Consider the following 21,204-nt stretch of genomic DNA (forward strand, 5'->3'; position numbering starts at 1 on the left):
GGGCAGGGTGGCGGGGGCGCGGGAAGCGCCCCCGCATCGGACGGCTACTTGCTGCTGCAGAGCAGCAGGCTGATGTTGCTGGCCTTGCCCGCGCAGAGCGTGACACTGAGGTTGCTGTGCTTCTTGCCGCCTCCGCCTCCGCCGCCGGTGGCGACGGTGGGGTCCAGGGTCTGCAGCTCAAGAACGATCATCAGGGCTCACCTCCTTCCTGGCCTCGCGGGAACGAGGATCTGCGGTCGTGCGCTGCGGTCCGGCGGTCACGAGGAGCGAGGAACGGCAGCCGCACGGGGCGGTCGTGCAGGGCCGAGCCGACGGCGAGCAGGACGCCCGCGCTGCCGGTGGCCAGGTCCGTGGACAGGCGCAGTAGTTGATCGCCCGGGAAGGCCAGCTGCCCCTGGTGGTCGAGTGCGTGCCGGGACAGCCGGCGCACCTGCTCGGCCACCACCGGATCCCGTACGCAGGCCGTGCCGGGCGGATGCGGCCTGCTGAGGGCGAGGATCATCCCGGCCATGCCCGAGAAGAGCCCGGACTGGATGAAGAAGCGTTCCCTGGCGGCGGTGCGGATCGCTGCGGACGCCGCACGGAACCCGTCGTTCGCACGGTGGGTGAGGTAGTCGTCGAGCACGAGGCCGATCCCCGCGCTGCCGCCGCCCAGATACGGCAGGGTCCGCCAGCCCTCGTCGACCTCCATCGCCCCGCTGTCCCGGACGACGCAGCGGCGCAGGTCCCGCTGCAGCGCGGTGCCGGCCAGCTCCAGGAACTCCGGGTCGCCGGTGGACTCGTGCAGCCGCAGGAACATCAGGGCGGGCCCCGTCCAGCCGCGCAGCAGCCCCGCGGCCATGCTCGCGTCGTTGTCGTTGTCGTCGTCGCCGTCGGCCGACGCCAGCCGGTCGGCGACGAGGCCCGCCACCGTCAGGGCCGTGTCACGCAGCGTGGGGTCACCGGTGGCGGCGGCGAAGTGCTGGAGGTTCAGGCCGATGCCGGCCAGCCCGCCGTGCAGTCCGGGCCCCAGCCGCTGCCACCGCTCGCCCAGGCACAGGTCGAGGATCTTCATCGCGACGTCGTGGTGCCCGAGGCGGTCGAGTGTGTACGCGACGCCGTGCAGGCCGTCGTAGAAGCCGAGGTGGGTTCCGGGCTCCGGGTGCAGGGCGTGCCGTACGAGCCAGTCCTCGTGGTCCGGGTGGCGGCCGGCGCCCACCTCGTCGAGCGCGTACAGCACCCCCGCCGCACCGTGCGCGAGCCCCAGCCCGCCGCCCGGCGCGGTGAACTGCTCGACGTCGCCCGGGAACAGCCGGTCCTCCCGCTCGGGTGTGGCGGACGCCAGGATGCCGGCGGCCAGGGACGCGCGGGCGCGCACCCAGCCCGGCCGGTCCGGCTCCAGCCGCCGCGGCGCTCCGGAGCCGACCGTCGTACGGCAGTCCTCTCCGGTGATCACTCGTACGGCCTGGTCGAAGAACCCGGCGGGCAGGGGGAACTCCCGGGCGGCCTCTTCGGCGAGTTGCGCCGCCTTTGCCGGCTCCAGCTCCAGCAGACCGGTGAGCGGCATGAACAGGGAGAGCCGCAGACAGGCCAGTGCGTAGTGGTCGATGTCGGTCCCGGTACGGTCGGCCGGGGCCGCGAACCCCGGCGCGGCGAGACGCTGCCGTCCCCGCTCGGCCGAGTCGGCGGCGCCCTCGAAGTCGATCAGCACCACATGGCCGTCGGGGCGGACCAGCATGTTGTCGGAGTGGAGGTCGCCGATGATCACGCCTCGGCCGTGCACCGCGGCGACGGCCTGCTCGATCTCGTCGAGCATGTCGAGGGCCCAGGAGGTGTAGCCGCCGGTGTGGGTGACGTCGGCCTGCGGCAGCACCAGCGGGTACTGGTCCACGAAGAGGCTGTTGAGCGTCTGTCCCTCGATGAACTCCTCGACCAGGAAGTGGTGTTCGCCCAGCACGAAGTGGTCGAGCAGCTCCGGCACACAGTCGAGCCCGCGCAGCCGTTCGAGGGCCTCCGCCTCGCGCCGTTGCCTGGTGACCGCGTCGGCGCCGTCCAGGGTGAGCCCCGCGTGCGGCCGGGCCTCCTTGAGGACGACCCGCCGGCAGGTCCGCAGGTCGTGGCCGGTGTACAGGCCGCCGCCGTTGGAGAAGTGCACGGCGCCCTCGATGCGGTACGGCAGCCCGGCGACGGTCGTGCTGTCGCGCGCCGCCACATGGGGTTCGAGGAACCCGGGCAGCGTCACCCACTCCGGCACCCGGAACGCCGGTCCGCGCACATCGGGCACCAGCCGCCCCGACCCGTCCTCGATCGCCGGGACCGTCTCCCCGTCCGGCGCCACGCAGGTCCGGGAACTGAATCCGCCGTACCTGACGTACAGCGGGCCGTCTCCCCAGCGCAGGTCACTGAGGATGTACGGGCCGGACCGGCCCCGCAGGACCGCGCCCAGCTCGGTGAGGACCGTCTCCAGCAGGTCCTCGTCGGCCGGGTAGACGGTGACGAACTTGCCGCTCGATCCGCGGTGGGCGTACTTGGCGTTGGCCAGCAGCAGGTTGTCCGCGCCGCGCAGGAACTTGAAGGCGATACGGCGGGGAACGCAGTAGTCCCACACCGCGGTGAGCACGTCCTGGGCGTTGTCGAGAGTGGCCGATACATGGATCTTCCAGCCCTGTGGGGGCAGTTCGACACCCTCGGGACCGAGCACCACCCAGTCGTCCAGTCCGGAGCGCTGCCACGCGTCCGGGACCGGGCACCGGGCCTGGTGGAAGTCGTTTTCCTGCTCCTGGACACGGGTGGGCGTGTCATAGAAGCAGGGGTCCATGAGGCAATAGGCCTCGTATCGCATGTCCACGGGTGTCTCCGCAGTTCCGCTCATCGGCGTCTGTGGACTTCTTGGGGGAACGTTCACCCGGGATCAGTAATGAGCATCCCAGAGTCGCCCGCCGCGGAACACCACCGTTCCTCACGGATACGGCGTGAAACCGTCCTCTCGCGGCCGGGAGCAATGACGGTCACTCCCGGCCCGTTCGTACGGGGGGCTGCTATAGAGGCAGGCATGACCACCATCAGGCTCGTCCAGGGCGACATCACACGAGAGAGCGTCGACGCGATCGTCAACGCCGCGAACTCCTCCCTCCTGGGAGGAGGCGGAGTCGACGGCGCGATCCACCGCCGCGGCGGCCCCGCGATCCTCGACGACTGCCGCAAGCTGCGCGCCTCCCGGTACGGCAAGGGCCTGCCCACGGGGCAGGCGGTCGCCACCACCGCCGGGGAGCTGGACGCCCGGTGGGTGATCCACACGGTGGGGCCCCGGTACTCCCACGAGGAGGACCGGTCGGAGCTGCTGGCCTCCTGCTACCGGGAGTCGCTACGGGTGGCGGACGAACTCGGCGCCCGTACCGTCGCCTTTCCGGCCGTGTCGGCGGGCATCTACGGATGGCCGATGGACGACGCCGCCCGGATCGCGGTGGAGACGGTACGGGCGACCCGGACGTCGGTCGAGGAGGTCAGGTTCGTCCTCTTCGACGAGGACGCGCACAACGCGTTCGCACGGCAGGTCCGATGACCCCGAGCGACGCCCTCGGCACCCTGCGTGACCTCTCCCATGATTTCTCCCGTAATCGTCTGCCATCGCGGCCCTGTCACATTTGACGTATACGGGCGTCTAGTACAACCTCCCTCCTCTATCGCCCGGCGAGCCGGGAGCGATTCCCGGCGAGCCGCACGGCGCGGGACGGTGGCCGACCTGGCTGAGCGGGCGATGGCCGAAAGCCGGTCACTGCACTTCTCGCAGTTCGAGGCACAGTGCATGCTGCGACTCGGCCTCGTCCTGCGGGACATGGGCCGCGGCGAACGCGTCCTCGCCTGTCTGCACCGGGCGGCGCGGCTCTACGACAAACTCGGCATGTGGGACTGCGAACTGGACGCGCTGGTCGTCGATTCGGAGCGGTGACCGCCAGGTTGGTACACACCCGACTTCACGGATTCGTGTACTCCGCATCCCGCGCAGGTCGACAGGCCGTCGTCATCCTGTCCCGAGATTCGGGGCCCAATTCGCACGGGGTTGGAAAAATGCTGAGTGAAGAACTGATTCGGCCTGTATCCAGGCTGCTTGAAACACATGCCGAGCGCACGCCGGACCGCCTGGCGTTCTCCGACTCCACGCGCGGCGTCTCCTACGTCGAACTGGAGCTGCGCACCGCCAGACTCGCGGCACATCTCGCCCGGGTGGGCGTCGGCCGCGGTGACCGGGTCGCGTTCTGCCTCGGGACGTCCGTGGAGACGGCGGAGAGCTGTCTGGCCGTTCTCCGGACGAGCGCCGTCGGAGTTCCCCTGAACCCGCGCACCTCCGACGCGGAACTCGCCCAACTGCTCGCCGACAGCGGGGCGTCGGTCGTCATCGTCGACCCCGCACGCCTGGCCCGCGTGAAGCGGCTGCCGCCCCGGTGCCGGCCCTCCCACGTGCTGCTGACCGGCGCCGACCCGGTCCCCGCGGACGCGCCCGCCTCGACCGTGCTGTTCAGCGACGTCGCCGGCACGGACACCGCCGACCGGCCACGGGACGATCTCGGGCTCGACGAGACGGCGTGGCTGCTCTACACCTCCGGCACCACGGGCCGGCCGAAGGGCGTGATGTCCACACAGCGCGGCGCGCTGTGGTCGGTCGCCGCGTGCTACGCCCCGCTCCTCGGCCTCTGCGCCGACGACCGGCTGCTGTGGCCCCTCCCGTTGTTCCACAGCTTCGGGCACTCGCTCGCGATCCTGGGAACCGTCACGGTCGGTGCGAGCACACACCTCACCGGCGACCTGCTCGCGCCCGGCGACCTCCTCCACCAGGTGCGCGCCTCGGTCGGCCACCCCGACGGCCCGTTCACCATGCTGGCGGGAGTACCTACGACGTACCGCCAACTGACGCTCGCCACCGCCGACTTCGGGGACACCGGGCCGAAGCGCACGGGCCTGCGGGTGGCCGTCGTGGCCGGCGCACCGAGCTCCGTACGACTGCGGCAGTCCGTCGAGAGCCTGCTGGGAGCACCCCTCCTCGACTTCTACGGCAGCACCGAGACCTGCGGCGCGATAGCCATCTCCCGGCCGAACGAGCCGAGTGCCGAAGGCTCCTGCGGGCAGCCGGTGCCGGGAGTCCAGGTGCGGCTGGTCGACCCGCGGTCCGGCGAGCCCGTCGCGGCGGACGGGGAGGGGGAGGTGTGGGTGCGGAGCCCGGGGATCATGACGGGCTACCGCGACCAGCCCGAGGCGACGGCGGCGGCCCTGGTCGACGGCTGGTACCGCACCGGCGACATGGGTCGCTGGGCGGAACACGGAAGCCTCACGCTCACCGGCCGGGTCACCGAGATGATCATCCGGGGCGGCGAGAACATCCACCCGGCCGAGATCGAGGACGTGCTGCTGAGCTGTCCCGGCGTGGCCGACGCCGTCGTGATCGGTGCTCCGCACCCGGTCCTGGGCGAGGTGCCCGTCGCGGGTGTGGTGCCGGGTGCCGAGAGCCTCGACCTGACTCAAGTGCAGGCCCGTTGCCGGGCGTTGCTCGCCGAGCACAAGGTCCCGGTGACGATCCGGCGGATCGAGTCCGTTCCCCGTACGGCATCCGGCAAGATCACGCGTACGGCCGTCGTACTGGACCTGCCCCGACCGGACGCGCCGTCCGGCGCGGACCCCGACGACCCGAGCCCGGCCGAGCCGCCCGCCTCCCCGGACGCCCTCCTTGCGACGGTCCTGGACGAGACGGCCGCACTGTGCGGGGCGGAGCCCGGCCAACGGCCCGCCGCCGACCGCGCGTTCACCGACCTCGGACTCACCTCCGTGGGTGCCGTCACGCTGGTCGAGCGGCTGGGCGCACTGACCGGCCTGCGCCTGCCGGACACGCTGGTCTTCGACCGGCCCACGCCCGCCGAGGTCGCCCGGCACATATGGGCCGAACTCACGACCACGCAGAACCCTGGTGCCGGTACGGCCGTCCGGCGTGCCGTGCGGGACCCGGCCGACGATCCGGTGGTGATCGTCGCCATGAGCTGCCGATTCCCCGGCGACGTCGGCTCGCCCGAGGACCTCTGGCATCTGGTGTCCGAGGAGGGCGACGCGATCTCCGGCTTCCCGGCCGACCGGGGCTGGGACCTGGAAGCCCTCTACGACCCCGACCCGGACGGGTTGGGCACGTCCTACACCCGGCACGGCGGCTTCCTGCACCGCGCCGCGGATTTCGACACGGGCCTGTTCGGGATCTCGCCGCGCGAGGCCCTGGCCACCGACCCCCAGCACCGGCTGCTGCTGGAGACCTCCTGGGAGGTACTGGAACGCGCCGGAATCGACCCGCTGTCGCTGCGCGGAAGCGACACGGGCGTGTTCGTCGGGTTGATGTTCGACGACTACGCCACCCGGTTCGACGGCCCCCACGAACTGGAAGCCCATCTGGGCATCGGCTCGGCCGGCAGCGTGGCCTCGGGCCGCATCTCCTACACGTTCGGCTTCCACGGGCCCGCCGTCACGGTCGACACCGCGTGCTCGTCCTCGCTCGTCTCGATGCACTCTGCGGTGGAGGCACTGCGTTCGGGCAGGTGCTCGCTGGCCCTGGCCGGGGGCGTCACCGTCATGGCGACGCCCAAGTCGTTCGTCATGTTCAGCCGACAGCGCGGCCTCGCCCCCGACGGCCGGTGCAAGTCGTTCTCCTCGTCGGCGGACGGCACCGGTTGGAGCGAGGGAGCCGGCATGGTGCTCCTGGAGCGGCTGTCCGACGCCCGCCGCAACGGCCACCCGGTCCTGGCCGTGCTGCGCGGCTGCGCCGTCAACTCCGACGGCGCCTCCAACGGCCTCACCGCGCCCAGCGGACAGGCCCAGCAGCGGCTGATCGAGCAGGCGCTGGACAGCGGGGGGCTGCGACCCGGCGACGTGGACGCGGTGGAGGCGCACGGCACCGGCACCACCCTCGGCGACCCGATCGAGGCGCACGCGCTGCTGGCCACCTACGGTCAGGGACGTACTCCTGAGCAACCGCCGTTGTGGCTGGGCTCGGTCAAGTCCAACCTCGGGCACACCCAGGCGGCCGCGGGCGTCGCCGGGGTCATCAAGATGGTGATGGCGATGCGCCATGGCGTGCTGCCGCGCACCCTGCACGTCGATACGCCGTCGCCCCATGTGGACTGGACCTCGGGCCGAGTGGAGCTGCTGACCTCCTCCCGCCCGTGGCCGACCACCGGCCGCCCACGCCGAGCCGGTGTCTCGGCGTTCGGGATCGGAGGCACCAACGCCCACGTCATCCTCGAACATGTCCCGGAGCCCGCGGAGCCCGCGGAGCCCGCGGAGCCCGCGGAGCCCGCGGAGCCCGCGGAGCCCGCGGAGGCCGCGGAGGCCGCGGAGCACGCGGAGGCCGTCGAGCACGCGGAGCACGCGGAGGCAGCCGAGCCCGCGGAGCCCGCCGAGCACGCGGCGTCCCACGCCGGGCCGACTCCCGGGGCCGTGGCGTCCGACGCCGGGTCTGCCCCCGTCCCCCCGGTGCCCTGGCTGATCTCCGCGGCCGACGAGACCGCACTGCGCGCCCAGGCACGGCGGCTGGCGGCCTGGGTGGCGGCCCGCCCCGACGTGCCGATGACCGACACCGGCTTCTCCCTCGCCATGTCGAGGTCCGCGCTGCCCCACCGGGCGGCGGTGTCGGCCGGTGACGCGGACGGCATGGTGGACGCCCTGCGCATCCTCGCCCGCGGCGAGCGCGGCGGCACGACCTTCCAGGGCGTAGCGGACGACACCGGCCCTCGTACGGCGTTCCTCTTCACCGGGCAGGGCGCTCAACGGGTGGGCATGGGAAGGGAGTTGAGCGAGGCGTTCCCGGTCTTCGCCGCCGCGCTCGACGAGGTGTGCCGTGAGCTGGACCGCCATCTGGAGCACCCGCTGCGCACGGTGATGTTCGCCGACCCCGCAGCAGTCGAGGCCGCGCTGCTCGACCGTACGGACTTCACCCAGACCTCGCTGTTCGCCTTCGAGGTGGCGCTGTTCCGCCTTCTGGAGTCCTGGGGCGTCCGTCCGGACTTCCTCGCGGGACACTCGGTCGGCGAGCTGGCTGCGGCACATGTCGCCGGTGTGCTGGACCTCGCCGACGCCGCGGAACTCGTCGCCGCCCGAGGCCGTCTGATGCAGGCGCTCCCGGCGGGCGGATGGATGGTGGCACTGCACGCGGCGGAGGACGAGGTGGCCGCGCTCCTCGCGCAGTCCGGGCTCGCGGGACGGGTCGCGATCGCCGCGGTGAACGGGCCCCGCTCCGTCGTCGTCTCCGGTCCTGGCGAGGACGTGGGCTCCTTCGCCGACCGGTTCGCCGCACAGGGACGACGAGTCGTACGACTGCGGGTGAGCCACGCCTTCCACTCCCCGCTCGTGGAGCCGATGCTCGACGAGTTCCGCCGTGTCGCCGAACGGCTGACGTTCCGGCCGCCGCGGATCCCGGTCGTCAGTGCCGTGTCGGCGGGCCTGGGGGAGGACCTGTGCTCCGCGGAGTACTGGGTGCGGCATGCGCGTCTGCCGGTCCGGTTCGCGGACGCGGTGCGGTGGCTGCACGACGCGGGTGTCGCGGCGTACCTGGAACTCGGGCCGCGCCCCGTGCTGACGGCGGCCGCCGAGGACTGCGTCGCGGCGGCCGCGGGGGGCCGGGAGCCGGAGCCGGTGCTCGCCGCGAGTGTCCGGCCGGGCCAGCCGGAGTCGTTGCTGGCCGCGACCGTCCGGCCGGGCGAGCCGGAGCCGGAGACCCTGCTGTCCGCCCTGGCCCAGCTCCATGTACGCGGAGCGGGCGTCGACTGGCCCGCCGTGTTCGCCGGCAGCGGGGCGCGCCGCGTGGACCTGCCGACGTACGCCTTCCAGCGCCGCAGGTACTGGCTGGACCCCCCGAGCACGACGGACGGCGCCGCCACGGTGACCCGCGCCCAGGGCCATCCGCTGCTGGGCCCGGCCTTCACACTGCCGGACACGGGCGGCGCGGTGCTGTCCGGGCTGCTCTCCGCCGAGACCCAGCCATGGCTGGACGACCATGTCGTCGCCGGTGTGCGTCTGGTGCCCGCGACGGCCTTCGTGGAGATGGCTGTCCGCGCCGGGGACCAGCTGGGGTGCGGGGGAGTGGAGGACCTGGTCGTCCTGGCACCGCTCACGCTGCCCACCGGTGCCGCGGTGTGCGTCCAGGTCGTGGTCGGCCCCGCCGACGCCGAGGGCCGGCGCTCGGTCGACATCCATGCCCGCCCCGGGAATCCGGAATCCGCCGCGGACGACTCCGACGTGCCGTGGACTCGGCACGTCACAGGAGTACTGGCGAGCGTGCCGAAGACAGCTGAACGCGACTTCCCCGAGGGCGACTTCACGGTGTGGCCGCCCCAGGACGCCGCCGAGCTGGATCTCACGGACGCCTACGACACGGTGGCGGACGACGGCATCGTCTACGGGCCCGCCTTCCAGGGCGTCCAGGCGATCTGGCGGCGGGGCGGGGAACTGTTCGCCGAGGTACGGCTGCCCGAGCGGGGGGCCGATCAGGCGGCCCGGTTCGCGATGCATCCGGCGCTGTTCGACGCCGCCCTGCACGTCGTCCTGCTGGCCGCGTCCGGTCCCGGCTCGGAGCCGGCGCCGGTCCGGGTGCCGTTCGGCTGGAGCGGGGTGCGTCTGTACGCCGGCGGAGCCACGGAACTGCGGGTGCGGCTGACCGAACAGGGCGCGGACTCCGTCTCGGTGACCATGGCCGACCCGACGGGCAGGCCGGTCGCCACCGTCGGCTCCCTGACCACCCGGGAACTCCCCGACCTGCGGCGGGATTCCGTCGAGGACCTGGTCCGGCGCGCACTGCTGAGCCCCGACTGGGTGCCCGTCGAGACACCCGACAGCGCGCAGGGCGGCCTCTGGACCACCGTCGGCCCCGACGACCTGGGCCTCGCCGCGCTGCTCCCCGGCCTCACCCACCCGGCGGATGCCGTCGGAACCAGGCCCGACCTGGTGGTGGCCACGGCAGTGGGTCTCGTGGACGACCCCGATCCGGTGTCCGGGACACACGACCTCACCGCCAGGATGCTCAGGACGTTGCAGAACTGGCAGGACGACCCCGCCTCGGCGGGGGCCCGGCTGCTGGTCCTGACGCGCAACGCCACCGCCGCCGTACCCGATCTGGCCGGGGCCGCCGTCTGGGGGCTGGTGCGCACGGCGCAGTCGGAGATGCCCGGACAGGTCGTGCTGGTCGACGTGGACGGGCACCCGGAGTCCCTACGACGACTCCCTGCGGCCGTGGCCACGGGCGAGCCCCAGATGTCCATCCGGGTCGGCCGGACGACGGTGCCCAGGCTGGCGAGGACCAACCCCGGCACCGGCCCCGGCACCACCCTCGGCACCACCCTCGGCACCGGCCTCGGCCCCGGTACCGGCACCACCCTCGGCACCACCCTCGGCACCGGCCTCGGCCCCGGTACCGGCCCCGGCTTCGGCACTACCCCCGGCTCCGGTGCCGGCTTCGGTACCACCCCCGGCTCCGGTGCCGGCTTCGGCACTACCCCCGGCTCCGGTGCCGGCTTCGGCACTACCCCCGGCTCCGGTGCCGGCACCACCGGATTCGGTGAGCAGGGCACGGTCCTGATCACCGGCGGCACCGGCGCCCTCGGCCTGGAACTGGCCCGGCACCTGGTCACCGCCCATGGCGTACGGCATCTGCTGCTCACCGGACGTCGCGGTCCGGCGGCGCCCGGGGCGGCCGAACTGCGCTCCGCCCTGGAGGACTTGGGCGCCCGGGTCCGCATCGTCGCCTGCGACGCGGCCGACCGTGCCGCGCTCGCGGACGTGATCGGCGCGAGCGAGCCGCCCCTGTCCGCCGTGGTCCACGCGGCCGGAGTGCTCGACGACGGCGTCCTGGCGAGACTGACCCCCGAACGCCTGGCCACCGTGCTGCGGCCGAAGGCCGACGCTGCCTGGAACCTGCACGAACTGACCCGGGAACTCGACCTCTCGGCATTCGTGATCTTCTCCTCGGCCTCGGGCCTGCTGGGCCGTCCCGGGCAGGGAAACTACGCGGCCGCGAACTCCTTCCTGGACGCCCTGGCCCGCCACCGCACCGCCCATGGGCTGCCCGCGCAGTCACTGGCCTGGGGGCTGTGGGAGCACTCCGGCGGCATGGCCGCCCAACTCCGGCAGGGCGTACGGCCCCAGGCCGCCGACGACGGCTTCCCCGCACTGTCCCCCGAAGCGGGCCTGGCCCTCTTCGACGCGGCCCTGCGACAGGGGGAACCCGTGCTGGCGCCCTTCCTCCTGGACCGGGCCGCACTGCGGTCCGCCGGCACGCCCGTGCCGCCTCCGCTGCGCGAGCTGATCCCCTCCGGCCGGCCCGGCATCGCGTCCGGACCACACGCCCGGGTCGGAGAGCGAGCCGCGGAGCAACCCGGCTCGTGGCGCAGCCGGTTGGCCGACCTGCCCGCCGGGGAACGCGAGGGAACCCTCTCCGCGCTGGTCCGCCAGGCCGTGGCCGAAGTCCTCGGCTACCCCGACGCCGACGCGCTGCCATCCGGAAAGGCCCTCACCGACCTCGGGTTCGACTCCCTGATGGCGGTCCAGGTCCGCGACCGGCTGAGCCACGCCTGCCAGATCCGGCTTCCCGCCGCCGTCGTCTTCGAGCACCCCACGACCCAGGCGCTGACCCGGCACATCCTGGACCTGCTCGGCGAACTGCCGGAAACGGAAGGGGAATCGGAGGAAGCGGCGGCAGCCCCGGGCGACCGGCCCACGTACAGCCTTGCCGCCATCTACCAGGCGCTCTGCGCGGCCGGCCGATTCGTCCCGGCGATGCACCTGCTGCTCAGCGCCTCCTGGGCCCTGCCCACCTTCGACGCCTCCGAGAGCGGGGAGCGAGCCCTGCCGCCCCTGCGCCGGACCAGCGGCGGCGGGGGACCGGTGCTGGTCTTCTTCCCGGGACTCCAGCCCCGGCTCGACTTCCCCGGCGGGGAGTACGCGCAGTTCCAGCGCTGCTTCGACGGCGAGTCGGAGATCATCGAGTTCCGGCATCCGGGACTGGACGAAGGCGACGCCGTACCCGCCGACCTGGAGGCGCTGGCCCGCACCCAGGCCGAGGCCGTACTGCGGCACGTGGGGGACCGGCCCTTCGTCGTCATCGGCGTGTCCAGCGGCGGCGCCGTCGCCCATGCCGTGACCCGCCGCCTCGAAGCACACGGCGCGCCGCCGCTCGCCCAGGTCCTTCTCGACACCTACCTCGTCAACGACCGGAACCACGGCAAGGACTGGCTCCTGGCGCTGCCGGCCACCATCGCGCCGCTGCTCGGTACGAGCCGGTACTCGGCGGACGAGAACACCGGGCTGGCCGCGATGGGCGCGTACACACGGCTGTTCCTCGACTGGGCGCCGGAACCGGTGGCCACCAGGACACTGCTGGTCCGCGCCACCGAACCGACACCGCAGATGGCGGCCGGGCCCGACGCCAACCACTGGCAGACCTCCTGGCCCCTGCCGCACGACTGCGTGGACGTCGCCGGGGACCACTTCGGCTTCCTCCAGGAGCACGCCCGGACCACGTCCGAGGCCGTACGCGCCTGGATCGGCTCCCTCGGCTCCCTCGGCCCCGTCGGAGGCGGTGCGGTCCGGGCGCACACCCTCGGCGAAAAGGGGGCGGACCAGTGATACCCCTGCTGAGACCACTTGCCGCTCATGAGTCACCCCCGGTGAATCCGGAGGAATTCCCGGCACTCGGCGTGATCAACTACACCACTCGACATCTCGGCCCCGTGATCCGCGACGGAATTCCGCAGCTGGACATTCACATGTCCCATACGACCCGTGACGGCTTCACGGAGGTGTGGCCGGCCCAAGGCACCGTGCTGTCCGGTGAGGACCGGGGAATCGTCCATGCCCGCGACGGCGTCCACATGTTCTGCGCCGGCCGGATGGCCCCCGCTCCCGCCTACGTCAAAACCGCCCGTGACGCGTATATGACCGCCTTGGACCTCCTCGCCTCGGCCGGCTACACCGACGTATTCCGGGTCTGGAACGTCATCGGACGCATCAACGACGACAACGCCGAAGGGCTGGAGATCTACCGGGACTTCTGCCGGGGGCGCGCCGAGGCATTCGAGGCGTGCGCTCCGGAAACCTCGCAGATACCGGCGGCCAGCGGAGTGGGCGCACTGGGCGAGGGCATCTCCTTCTACCTCCTGGCCGCACGTCCCGGACGTACGACCAGTATCGAGAACCCTCTCCAAGTCCCCGCGTACCGCTATCCCGTACGGTACGGGCCGAAATCGCCCACCTTCGCCCGGGCCACCCATCTGCGGCCCAGGCCGGCCGAGGCGAACGGCGCCGACCGGATCTATGTCTCCGGTACGGCGGCCATCCGCGGACACGAAAGCCTGCACATCGGCGATGTCGAGGCCCAGTGCCGGATGTCGCTGGCGAACATCGCCCGCCTGCTCGCCCCGGGGAACATCACCCGGCACGGCCTGAGCGGCCCCGCCGGACTGACGTCGATGCGCCAGGCCCGGGTCTATGTCAGGGAACAGGCCGACATTCCGCTGGTGCGACGCCTTTGCCACGAGGCGTTCCCCGCCGCGACCGACATCTCATTCCTCAACGTCGACCTGTGCCGCCGGGAACTCCTGGTGGAGATCGAGGGGATCGCGCATGACCAGTAACGTCAAGGACGTCGACGTCGTAGTGATCGGCGGCGGCCCCGGCGGTTCCGTCGCCGCCGCCACGCTCGCCAAGGCCGGACGCAGCGTGCTCCTGGTCGAACAGCGGCGATTCCCCCGCTTTCACATCGGAGAGTCGATGCTGCCGTACAGCATGGGACTCTTCGAGCGCATGGGCATAGCCGACCATGTCGCGTCCCAGGGATATGTGATCAAACCGGGAGCGGAATTCATCGTGCGGGACGCGGTTTTCCGTATTCCCTTCGCCGACCAGGGGCCGGACCGGCATCCGGTGACCTATCAGGTGGAACGCTCCCGGTTCGACGCCATGCTGCTCCAGAACGCCCGCGATCAGGGGGCGATGGTGCTGGAGAACGCATCGGTCACCGAAGTCCTCTTCGACGACGCCGAACGCGCCGAGGGAGTGCGTTTCCAGGTCGGCGGGCTGACGCGCACGGTGACCGCACGCCATGTGATCGACGCCGGTGGACGGTCCAGCCGGATCGCCAAACAGTTGGGTCTGCGGCGCATCAACACCAAGCTCCGCAATGTGGCGGTGTTCCGGCACTACAGGGAATTCGACGACGGCAACACGCCCGGCCATCGCGGAGACATCCAGATCGGTGCGCACCAGGACGGCTGGGTGTGGGCCATTCCCATCGCGGAGGACCGGATCAGCATCGGCGCGGTCACCGCCCGCTCCACGGTTCGCGAGTCGAGCCCCGAGGCCGTTTTCGACGAGCATCTCTCCCGTGTGGCACGTATCGGTCAACGGCTTGCCGGGGTCGTCCCGGATTCCGGCATCAAGGTCGAGACCGACTACACCTACTACGCGGACGACGTCTGCGGGCCGGGCTGGTCCCTGGTCGGCGACGCGGGCTGCTTCGTCGACCCCATGTTCTCCGGCGGGGTGTTCCTCGCGATGGCGACGGGCATGCGGGCCGCCGAGACGGCCGCGGTCATTCTCAAGGACCCGGACTCGGCGGAGATCTGGCAGGCCGGATACGCCAACTTCTTCAAGACCGGCTACGACACCTACATGCGGCTCGTCTACATGTACTACGAGTCCCATTTCAATATGCCGAGCGTCCTCACGCCGGCCGGACTCGGCATTCTGGGCGACCCCTGGTTCGCCCGGCTCGTCAGCGGTGACTTCTGGAGCAAGGAGAACCCGATCGCCGAATTCCTCCGCGCCCAGCCCCGGTGGAACACCTTCTCCCCTTTCTCGGTGGCCTACGGCTGCCCGGTCTACCCCACCGACACCGAGCCGATGTGACGAGAACGGCGCGGACGCCCTGCGGGAACCGCCCCTCTGGACCCACCACGTCCTGACCAGCCCGGAGGCGGGCCGCACCGGCCCGGCCTCATGGCACCGTGACTTCCTCGGCCCGGTCACGGACGGTCTGCGAGATCCCGCGGGCCCCGCCCGGAGTGAACGGCGCCTCCACTTGATCCGTACCACTCGTCGTACGGCTCGCGGACTCGCGGATCACGGAGAGGCATGTGCCACAGCAGTCACACCGAGGAAGCACCGGGCGCCCCGCGCCTGCCGTCCGTCCGGTACGAGGCGCCGCGACGGCCGGCGGCCTGGTCCTGCTTCTCCTGGCCACCGCGTGCGGCGGAGGCGGCGGCGGGGACCAGGAGAAGACCGCCGCGAAGAGCAGCCCCACGCAGGTATCCGCCTCGGCGGCAGGCGTCGTCGCTCCGGCGAAGGTCGAGGTCATCGCCGACCTGACCGGCTGCAAGGTCAAGATCCGGACCGACGCCGAGGAACTGCGCGAGGGCGTCTGTCACACGGAGAAGGGCGACTACCTCATCACGACGTTCCCCGCGGAGAAGTACAAGCTGACCTGGCTGGACTCGGCCTCCATATACGGCGGCAAGTACCTCGTCGGCACCCGCTGGGTGGTCAGCGGGACCCCCAAGCTGCTGGAACAGCTCCGCCCCCAGCTGGGCGGCACCATCCAGAACCTGCGCGGCACGTCCTGACGGCGTCGGAGATCACCGGCGTCGGTGGTCACCGGCGTCGGCGACCACTGCCGTAGGCGGTCACTCCGCCGCGTCGCTGAGCCCCAGCCGCAGATGCTCGACGTGGTACACGGCCTGGTCGAGCAGCTGGGCGACATGGTGGTCGTGCAGCGCGTACACGACCGACCGGCCCCGCCGCTCGCCCACCACCAGGCCGAGATTGCGCAGCAGCCGCAGCTGGTGCGAACAGGCGGACTGCTCCATGCCCACCTCCGCCGCCAACTCCGTGGCCGGCAGCGGACCTTCGCGCAGGCGCGCCAGGATCAGCAGGCGGGACGGGGTGGAGAGAGCCTGGAGGGTGGTGGCCACCTTGGCGACATTGGCCGCGTCCAGGCGTACGCGCTCGGTGGACTCCTGCGCGGTGGTGACAGCTCCATGACCCATGAGCGGTATCTTACTCGTCGCACCCGGATATATGAATGATCCTTCATGTATATGTGGCTGCGGCGATCCGCCGGACCCCAGGACAGCCGAGGTTGATGTCGGATTCTCGCCAGCCCGCTCTGTTCCGGTGGCCGATGCTGGACGTATGCAGAAGGGGATGCACACCGACACGGAGCGCTGCGTGCGCGCCGTACAGTCCAAGGACGCCCGCTTCGACGGCTGGTTCTTCACGGCGGTCGTGACGACCGGGATCTACTGCCGGCCGAGCTGCCCGGTGGTCCCGCCCAAACCGAAGAACATGCGGTTCTTCCCGAGCGCGGCCGCCTGCCAGCAGGCCGGGTTCCGGGCCTGCAAGCGCTGCCGCCCGGACACGAGCCCCGGCTCCCCGGAGTGGAACCAGCGCGCCGACCTCGTGGCCCGCGCGATGCGGCTGGTCGCCGACGGCGTCGTCGACCGCGAGGGCGTGCCCGGCCTGGCCGCCCGGCTCGGCTACAGCACCCGGCAGATCGAACGCCAACTCCTCGCCGAACTCGGCGCGGGCCCGCTCGCCCTGGCCCGCGCCCAACGCGCCCAGGCGGCCCGCCTCCTCATCGAGACGACGCCCCTGCCCATGGCGGACATCGCCTTCGCGGCCGGTTTCGCCTCCATCCGCACCTTCAACGACACCGTCCGCGAGGTCTTCGCCCTCTCGCCGACGGACCTGCGCACCCGCGCGCCTCGCCGGGCACCGGGGGGCACCCCGGGTGGCGCCACCGGCGCCCTGACCCTGCGTCTGCCGTTCCGCGCCCCCCTCAACCCCGACAACCTCTTCGGCCACCTCGCGGCGACCGCCGTACCCGGCGTCGAGGAGTGGCGGGACGGCGCCTACCGGCGCACGCTCAGGCTGCCGTACGGCCACGGCATCGTGTCCCTGACGCCCCAGCCCGACCACATCGCCTGCCGCCTCACCCTCGGTGACCTGCGCGACCTGACCGTGGCGATCAGCCGTTGCCGCCGAATGCTCGACCTGGACGCCGACCCGGTCGCGATCGACGACCAGTTGCGCACGGACCCCATGCTGGCGCCCCTGGTCGACAAGGCGCCCGGCCGCCGGGTGCCGCGCACGGTCGACGAGGCCGAGTTCGCCGTACGGGCCGTGCTGGGCCAGCAGGTCTCCACGGCGGCGGCCCGCACCCACGCGGCCCGCCTGGTCACCGCGCACGGCGAGCGGGTCGACGACCCCGAGGGCGGCCTCACCCACCTCTTCCCGGCGCCCGCGGCACTGGCCTCGGTGGACCCGGAGTCACTGGCGATGCCCCGCACCCGCCGCACGACGTTCACCACGCTGGTCCGTCAACTCGCAGGCGACGAGGTGCGTTTGGGCCCCGACAGTCACTGGCCCGAGACCCGGGCCCGCCTCCTGTCCCTCCCCGGCTTCGGCCCCTGGACGGTCGACGTCATCGCCATGCGCGCCCTCGGCGACCCCGACGCCTTCCTCCCCACCGACCTCGGAATCCGCCGCGCCGCCCAGGAACTGGGCCTCCCGTCGACACCGGCGGCCCTCACGGCACGCGCGGCGGCCTGGCGCCCCTGGCGGGCGTACGCCGTCCAGTACCTGTGGGCGACGGACAGTCACCCGATCAACTTCCTCCCGGTGTAAGCACGTTGAGCACGTCAAGCCAGTAAGGAACCGCAGATGAAGCAGCACACCGTCATCGACAGCCCGTACGGCCCGCTCACCCTCGTCGCCGAGGACGGCGTCCTGTGCGGCCTCTACATGACCGGCCAGCGCCACCGACCACCCGAGGAGACCTTCGGAGAGCGCGACGAGACGCCCTTCGGGCCGGTGATCGACCAGCTGACGGACTACTTCACGGGCGAGTTGAAGGAGTTCACCCTCGAACTGAGCCTGAACGGCACCGAGTTCCAACGCCGCGTCTGGGACCAGCTGCGCCGCATCCCCTACGGCGAGACCCGCTCGTACGGCCAACTCGCCGACGCGCTCGGCAACTCCGGAGCCTCCCGCGCGGTCGGCCTCGCCAACGGCAAGAACCCGATCGGCATCATCGTCCCCTGCCACCGCGTCGTCGGCGCGAACGGCGGCCTCACCGGATACGGCGGCGGCCTGGACCGCAAGCAGCGTCTGCTGGACTTCGAGAACGGAATGGCGCTGTTCTAGCCGGCCCGCGTCAGCCGGCCAGCTCCGCCGCACTGCGCTCCACGCAGAACTCGTTGCCCTCCGGATCGGCGAGTACCGCCCAGCCCTTCCCGTCCGGCTTGCGACGGTCGTCGACCAGGGTGGCGCCGATGGCGAGGAGCCGCTCGACCTCCTCGTCCCGGGTGCGATCCTGCGGCTGAAGATCCAGATGCACCCGGTTCTTGACGGTCTTGGGCTCCGGGACCGTGACGAACAGCAGCCCCGCCCCCTCGATCAGTACGTCCTCGTCCCCGGGCCCTCGTCCTCGTGTATGGGCAGGCCCAGCACCTGGGACCAGAAGCCGGCGAGACGGTAGGCGTCGGCGGAGTCGATCGTCGTATGGCGGACGGCAGAAGTCATGGCCTGGATTCTGATCCACTCGCCGAGCGTGCGCAGCCGGATTTCCGGTCGCCGGGTCCCGGAGCGAGCCGGTGGCCGTGACCTGGATGGCGTATCGCGGGCTTCCTCCCGAGTGACCCCGGTGGCGCGCGGCCCGCGATCGCTGGTGGCTGTACGAAGGAGGAGCAGGCAGAAGGCGGGAGACCATGGAGCCGAAGCACGAGCGCCTCGCGACACCCCGGGCCGCCGGAGTGGCCGGGGTGGTGTTCGCGATCCTGATGGCCACGGCGATCGTCCTGGTACGCACCGCTCTGCCCGACGGCGGGGACGACGCGGCCGTCGGCGCCGGACAGCGCAGCGCCCTGCGGACGGCACTGGAGCTGCTTCCGCTCGCCGGGATCGCGTTCCTGTGGTTCATGGGCGCCCTGCGTGAACAGGCCGGCGAGGGCGAGGACCGGTTCGTCTCCACCGTTTTCCTCGGCAGCGGCCTGGTCTTCGTCGCCACCCTGTTCGGCACCGCCGCCGCGGCCGGCACCGCACTCGACGAGAGCCCGCAGAGCTCCGGCTTCGGCCGCGACTTCGCCTACGCCCTGCTGACCACGTACGCCATGCGGATGGCGGCGGTCTTCATCATCACGACCTCGACCATCGGCCGCCGGCTCGGCGTCTTCCCGCGCCCGCTCGTCGTCCTCGGCTATCTGGCGGGCCTGACACTGCTGGTGGTGGGGGCGGACGTGCCCTGGTCCGAACTGGTCTTCCCGGCCTGGGCGCTGATCCTCAGCCTGCACATCCTGCGGGGCCGCCGCCCCGCCGGGGCACGGCCCGCCGCCCCGACCTGATCGGGCCGCACTCCTCACCTCTCACCTCTCTCCCCTCACCCGAACGGCCTCCTCCTCGTCGTCGCAGCCCCGCCGGCCACCGAGAGTGGTCGCAGGAGGGTTGACCGGGCCCTTGGAGAGGACCGATCCCGTGGTCAGGATTGCCGTCGATCTGAACCGCTGTCAGGGGTATGCGCAGTGCGCGTTCCTCGCCCCGGAGGTCTTCGCCATGCACGGCGAGGAGGGGCTGCTGTACGACCCGGACGTCGACGAGGCACAGCGCGAGAAGCTGGCCCGGGCCGCCGCGGCCTGCCCCGTCCAGGCGATCCTCGTGGATGCCGTGGATGCCGTGGATGCCGTGGACGCCGTGGACGCCGTGGATACCGCGGACCTACCGGCCGAGGCGGTGTCCGGTGCCCGGTGACGGATCCCTGGAACGACTCAAACGCGAGGGCCGCATCGCGGTCGTCGGCGCCTCGCTGGCCGGTCTGCGGGCCGCGGAGGCGCTGCGGGAGAAGGGCTTCGCGGGGTCACTGACCATGATCGGCGACGAGCCTCACGAGCCGTACGACCGCCCCCCGCTGTCCAAGCAGGTGCTGCTGGGCAGGGCCAGAGCCGAGCGCACCGCGCTGCCCCGGCTCCGGGCCGTCGACGCGACCTGGCGGCTCGGCGTCGCCGCCACCGGCCTGGACATGGCCGACCGTCGGGTGCGGCTGGCCGACGGCGACGAGGTGCCCTACGACCGGCTGCTGATCGCCACCGGGGTGCGGGCCCGACCGTGGCCGCACGAGGCCGAGGCGGAGCTCGACGGCGTCTTCGTACTGCGGGGCCGCGACGACGGTGCCGCGCTCGCGCGCCGGCTCGACGCGCGCCCCGAGCGGGTCCTGGTCATCGGGGCCGGGTTCACCGGCTCGGAGATCGCCTCCGCCTGCCGTGAGCGCGGCCTCTCCGTCACCGTGGTGGAGCGCGGCGCGGCACCCCTGGTCGGCGCACTCGGCGGGGTGGTCGGCGCGGTCGCCGCCGAGATGCAGCGCGAGCACGGGGTGGACCTGCGGTGCGGGGGCATGGTGACCGCGCTGGAGGGCGACGCCGCGGGACGGGTGCGTGCCGCGCGGCTGTCCGACGGCTCCACCGTGGAGACCGACGTGGTGATCGTCTCGCTCGGCGCCACCCGCAACACCGAATGGCTCGCCGGGTCCGGACTCGGCGCCGGGCCCCGCGGCATCGCCTGCGACGCGGGCTGCCGTGCCTTCGACATCCGCGGCATCGTGACCGACGACATCTACGCGGCCGGCGATGTCGCCCGCTGCCCGCACCCCCTGTTCGGCTACCAGTTCCTGGCCCTGGAGCACTGGGGCAACGCCGTCACCCAGGCCGGGATCGCCGCGCACAACATGCTCAGCGAGAGCGCCGACCGCCTGCCTCACATGGAGGTGCCGGCGTTCTGGTCCACGCAGTTCGGAGTCAACATCAAGTCGGTCGGGGTGCCGTCGCTGGGCACGGAGATCCTCATCGCGCAGGGCTCGCTCAAGGAACACCGGTTCGTCGGCGTCTACGGCTACCAGGGGCGCGTCATCGGCGCCGTCGCCTTCGACCAGGCCCGGTGGCTGCCGTTCTACCAGGAGCTGATCGAGTCCACCGCGCCGTTCCCGCCGCCGTTCGCCACGGTCGACCGGCGTCCGGACGGACAGCGGCCGCTCGACGCGGACTTCCCCGACCCGTCGGTCCCCACCCACGGCCCCACCGTGACCGTCAGCGGATACTCACCGGCCGACCGCCGGATGACGTTCACCCCGGCGCACTGATCCGCACGGCTACGAGGACCTACGGC

Annotated in this window: 14 protein-coding genes and 1 pseudogene; 11 read left to right on the top strand and 4 right to left on the bottom strand. The window is 72.1% G+C overall.

The genetic code is table 11. From position 1 onward, the window contains the following. Positions 1-44 precede the first annotated feature (44 nt). Together POF73_RS05280 and lanKC are read right to left on the bottom strand one after the other, a co-directional pair. A complete protein-coding gene (locus tag POF73_RS05280) occupies positions 45-191 on the bottom strand; it encodes a SapB/AmfS family lanthipeptide (protein WP_272113282.1) in 147 nt (48 codons plus the stop codon). Continuing rightward, entirely contained in the window at positions 191-2,827 is a 2,637-nt protein-coding gene (gene lanKC / locus POF73_RS05285) for a class III lanthionine synthetase LanKC (protein ID WP_443049435.1), read from the bottom strand. Before lanKC ends, POF73_RS05280 begins: the two co-directional genes overlap by 1 nt. Positions 2,828-3,031: 204 nt before the next feature. On the opposite strand from lanKC, the gene POF73_RS05290 reads away from it, so the two are divergent. The 6 genes from POF73_RS05290 (at position 3,032) to POF73_RS05315 (ending at position 15,617) form a co-directional block, all read left to right on the top strand. After that, positions 3,032-3,541, top strand: a complete 510-nt coding sequence (locus POF73_RS05290; RefSeq protein ID WP_272113284.1) for an O-acetyl-ADP-ribose deacetylase — start codon at positions 3,032-3,034, stop codon at positions 3,539-3,541. Between the two features lie 171 nt (positions 3,542-3,712). Beyond that, positions 3,713-3,928, top strand: a complete 216-nt coding sequence (locus tag POF73_RS05295; RefSeq protein WP_272113285.1) for a hypothetical protein — start codon at positions 3,713-3,715, stop codon at positions 3,926-3,928. 119 nt (positions 3,929-4,047) lie between these two features. Next, positions 4,048-12,624 (top strand): type I polyketide synthase, encoded by an 8,577-nt coding sequence (locus tag POF73_RS05300; RefSeq protein WP_272113286.1) that lies wholly within the window; start codon positions 4,048-4,050, stop codon positions 12,622-12,624. Between the two features lie 41 nt (positions 12,625-12,665). Further along, complete coding sequence (locus POF73_RS05305; protein WP_272113287.1) at positions 12,666-13,631, top strand: FkbO/Hyg5 family chorismatase; 966 nt, start codon at positions 12,666-12,668, stop codon at positions 13,629-13,631. Further along, positions 13,621-14,904 carry an NAD(P)/FAD-dependent oxidoreductase gene (locus POF73_RS05310; protein ID WP_272113288.1) on the top strand — a complete coding sequence of 428 codons (1,284 nt, stop codon included), beginning with the start codon at positions 13,621-13,623 and terminating at the stop codon, positions 14,902-14,904. The genes POF73_RS05305 and POF73_RS05310 overlap by 11 nt, the downstream gene beginning before the upstream one ends. 227 nt (positions 14,905-15,131) lie before the next feature. After that, entirely contained in the window at positions 15,132-15,617 is a 486-nt protein-coding gene (locus POF73_RS05315) for a hypothetical protein (RefSeq protein WP_272113289.1), read from the top strand. Positions 15,618-15,677: 60 nt separating this feature from the next. Here POF73_RS05315 and POF73_RS05320 read toward each other — a convergent pair whose 3' ends face one another. Next, on the bottom strand, positions 15,678-16,040 hold the full coding sequence (locus POF73_RS05320; RefSeq protein WP_272113290.1) for an ArsR/SmtB family transcription factor: 363 nt from the start codon (positions 16,038-16,040) through the stop codon (positions 15,678-15,680). A 157-nt stretch (positions 16,041-16,197) separates the two neighbouring features. Between POF73_RS05320 and POF73_RS05325 the strand changes: the two genes are divergently transcribed. Both POF73_RS05325 and POF73_RS05330 read left to right on the top strand, forming a co-directional pair. Further along, positions 16,198-17,679: an AlkA N-terminal domain-containing protein gene (locus tag POF73_RS05325; RefSeq protein WP_272113291.1), complete on the top strand. Its 1,482-nt coding sequence runs from the start codon at positions 16,198-16,200 to the stop codon at positions 17,677-17,679. A gap of 36 nt (positions 17,680-17,715) precedes the next feature. Then, the gene (locus POF73_RS05330) at positions 17,716-18,198 is read left to right on the top strand and encodes a methylated-DNA--[protein]-cysteine S-methyltransferase (RefSeq protein ID WP_272113292.1); all 483 of its coding nucleotides are present in this window, start codon (positions 17,716-17,718) and stop codon (positions 18,196-18,198) included. A gap of 10 nt (positions 18,199-18,208) precedes the next feature. Here the strand turns inward: POF73_RS05330 and POF73_RS05335 are convergent. Continuing rightward, positions 18,209-18,576: pseudogene (locus POF73_RS05335) on the bottom strand (VOC family protein). A 185-nt stretch (positions 18,577-18,761) separates the two neighbouring features. Between POF73_RS05335 and POF73_RS05340 the strand changes: the two are divergent. The 3 genes from POF73_RS05340 to POF73_RS05350 all read left to right on the top strand — a co-directional run bounded on the left by POF73_RS05340 (position 18,762) and on the right by POF73_RS05350 (position 21,178). After that, positions 18,762-19,394, top strand: coding sequence for a hypothetical protein (locus tag POF73_RS05340; protein WP_272113293.1), 633 nt, complete (start codon positions 18,762-18,764; stop codon positions 19,392-19,394). Between the two features lie 130 nt (positions 19,395-19,524). Next, entirely contained in the window at positions 19,525-19,797 is a 273-nt protein-coding gene (locus POF73_RS05345; RefSeq protein WP_272113294.1) for a ferredoxin, read from the top strand. After that, on the top strand, positions 19,787-21,178 hold the full coding sequence (locus tag POF73_RS05350; RefSeq protein ID WP_272113295.1) for an NAD(P)/FAD-dependent oxidoreductase: 1,392 nt from the start codon (positions 19,787-19,789) through the stop codon (positions 21,176-21,178). The genes POF73_RS05345 and POF73_RS05350 overlap by 11 nt, the downstream gene beginning before the upstream one ends. Positions 21,179-21,204 lie beyond the last annotated feature (26 nt).

Source organism: Streptomyces sp. HD, assembly GCF_028369295.1.
Lineage (GTDB): Bacteria > Actinomycetota > Actinomycetes > Streptomycetales > Streptomycetaceae > Streptomyces.

What these genes read in the sequence shown, in the direction of transcription:
- POF73_RS05280 (WP_272113282.1), bottom strand. Translation starts at nt 191, where the DNA reads ATGATCGTTCTTGAGCTGCAGACCCTGGACCCCACCGTCGCCACCGGC.
- POF73_RS05340 (WP_272113293.1), top strand. Translation starts at nt 18,762, where the DNA reads ATGGAGCCGAAGCACGAGCGCCTCGCGACACCCCGGGCCGCCGGAGTG.
- POF73_RS05300 (WP_272113286.1), top strand. Translation starts at nt 4,048, where the DNA reads ATGCTGAGTGAAGAACTGATTCGGCCTGTATCCAGGCTGCTTGAAACA.
- POF73_RS05330 (WP_272113292.1), top strand. Translation starts at nt 17,716, where the DNA reads ATGAAGCAGCACACCGTCATCGACAGCCCGTACGGCCCGCTCACCCTC.
- POF73_RS05310 (WP_272113288.1), top strand. Translation starts at nt 13,621, where the DNA reads ATGACCAGTAACGTCAAGGACGTCGACGTCGTAGTGATCGGCGGCGGC.
- POF73_RS05290 (WP_272113284.1), top strand. Translation starts at nt 3,032, where the DNA reads ATGACCACCATCAGGCTCGTCCAGGGCGACATCACACGAGAGAGCGTC.
- POF73_RS05325 (WP_272113291.1), top strand. Translation starts at nt 16,198, where the DNA reads ATGCACACCGACACGGAGCGCTGCGTGCGCGCCGTACAGTCCAAGGAC.
- POF73_RS05320 (WP_272113290.1), bottom strand. Translation starts at nt 16,040, where the DNA reads ATGGGTCATGGAGCTGTCACCACCGCGCAGGAGTCCACCGAGCGCGTA.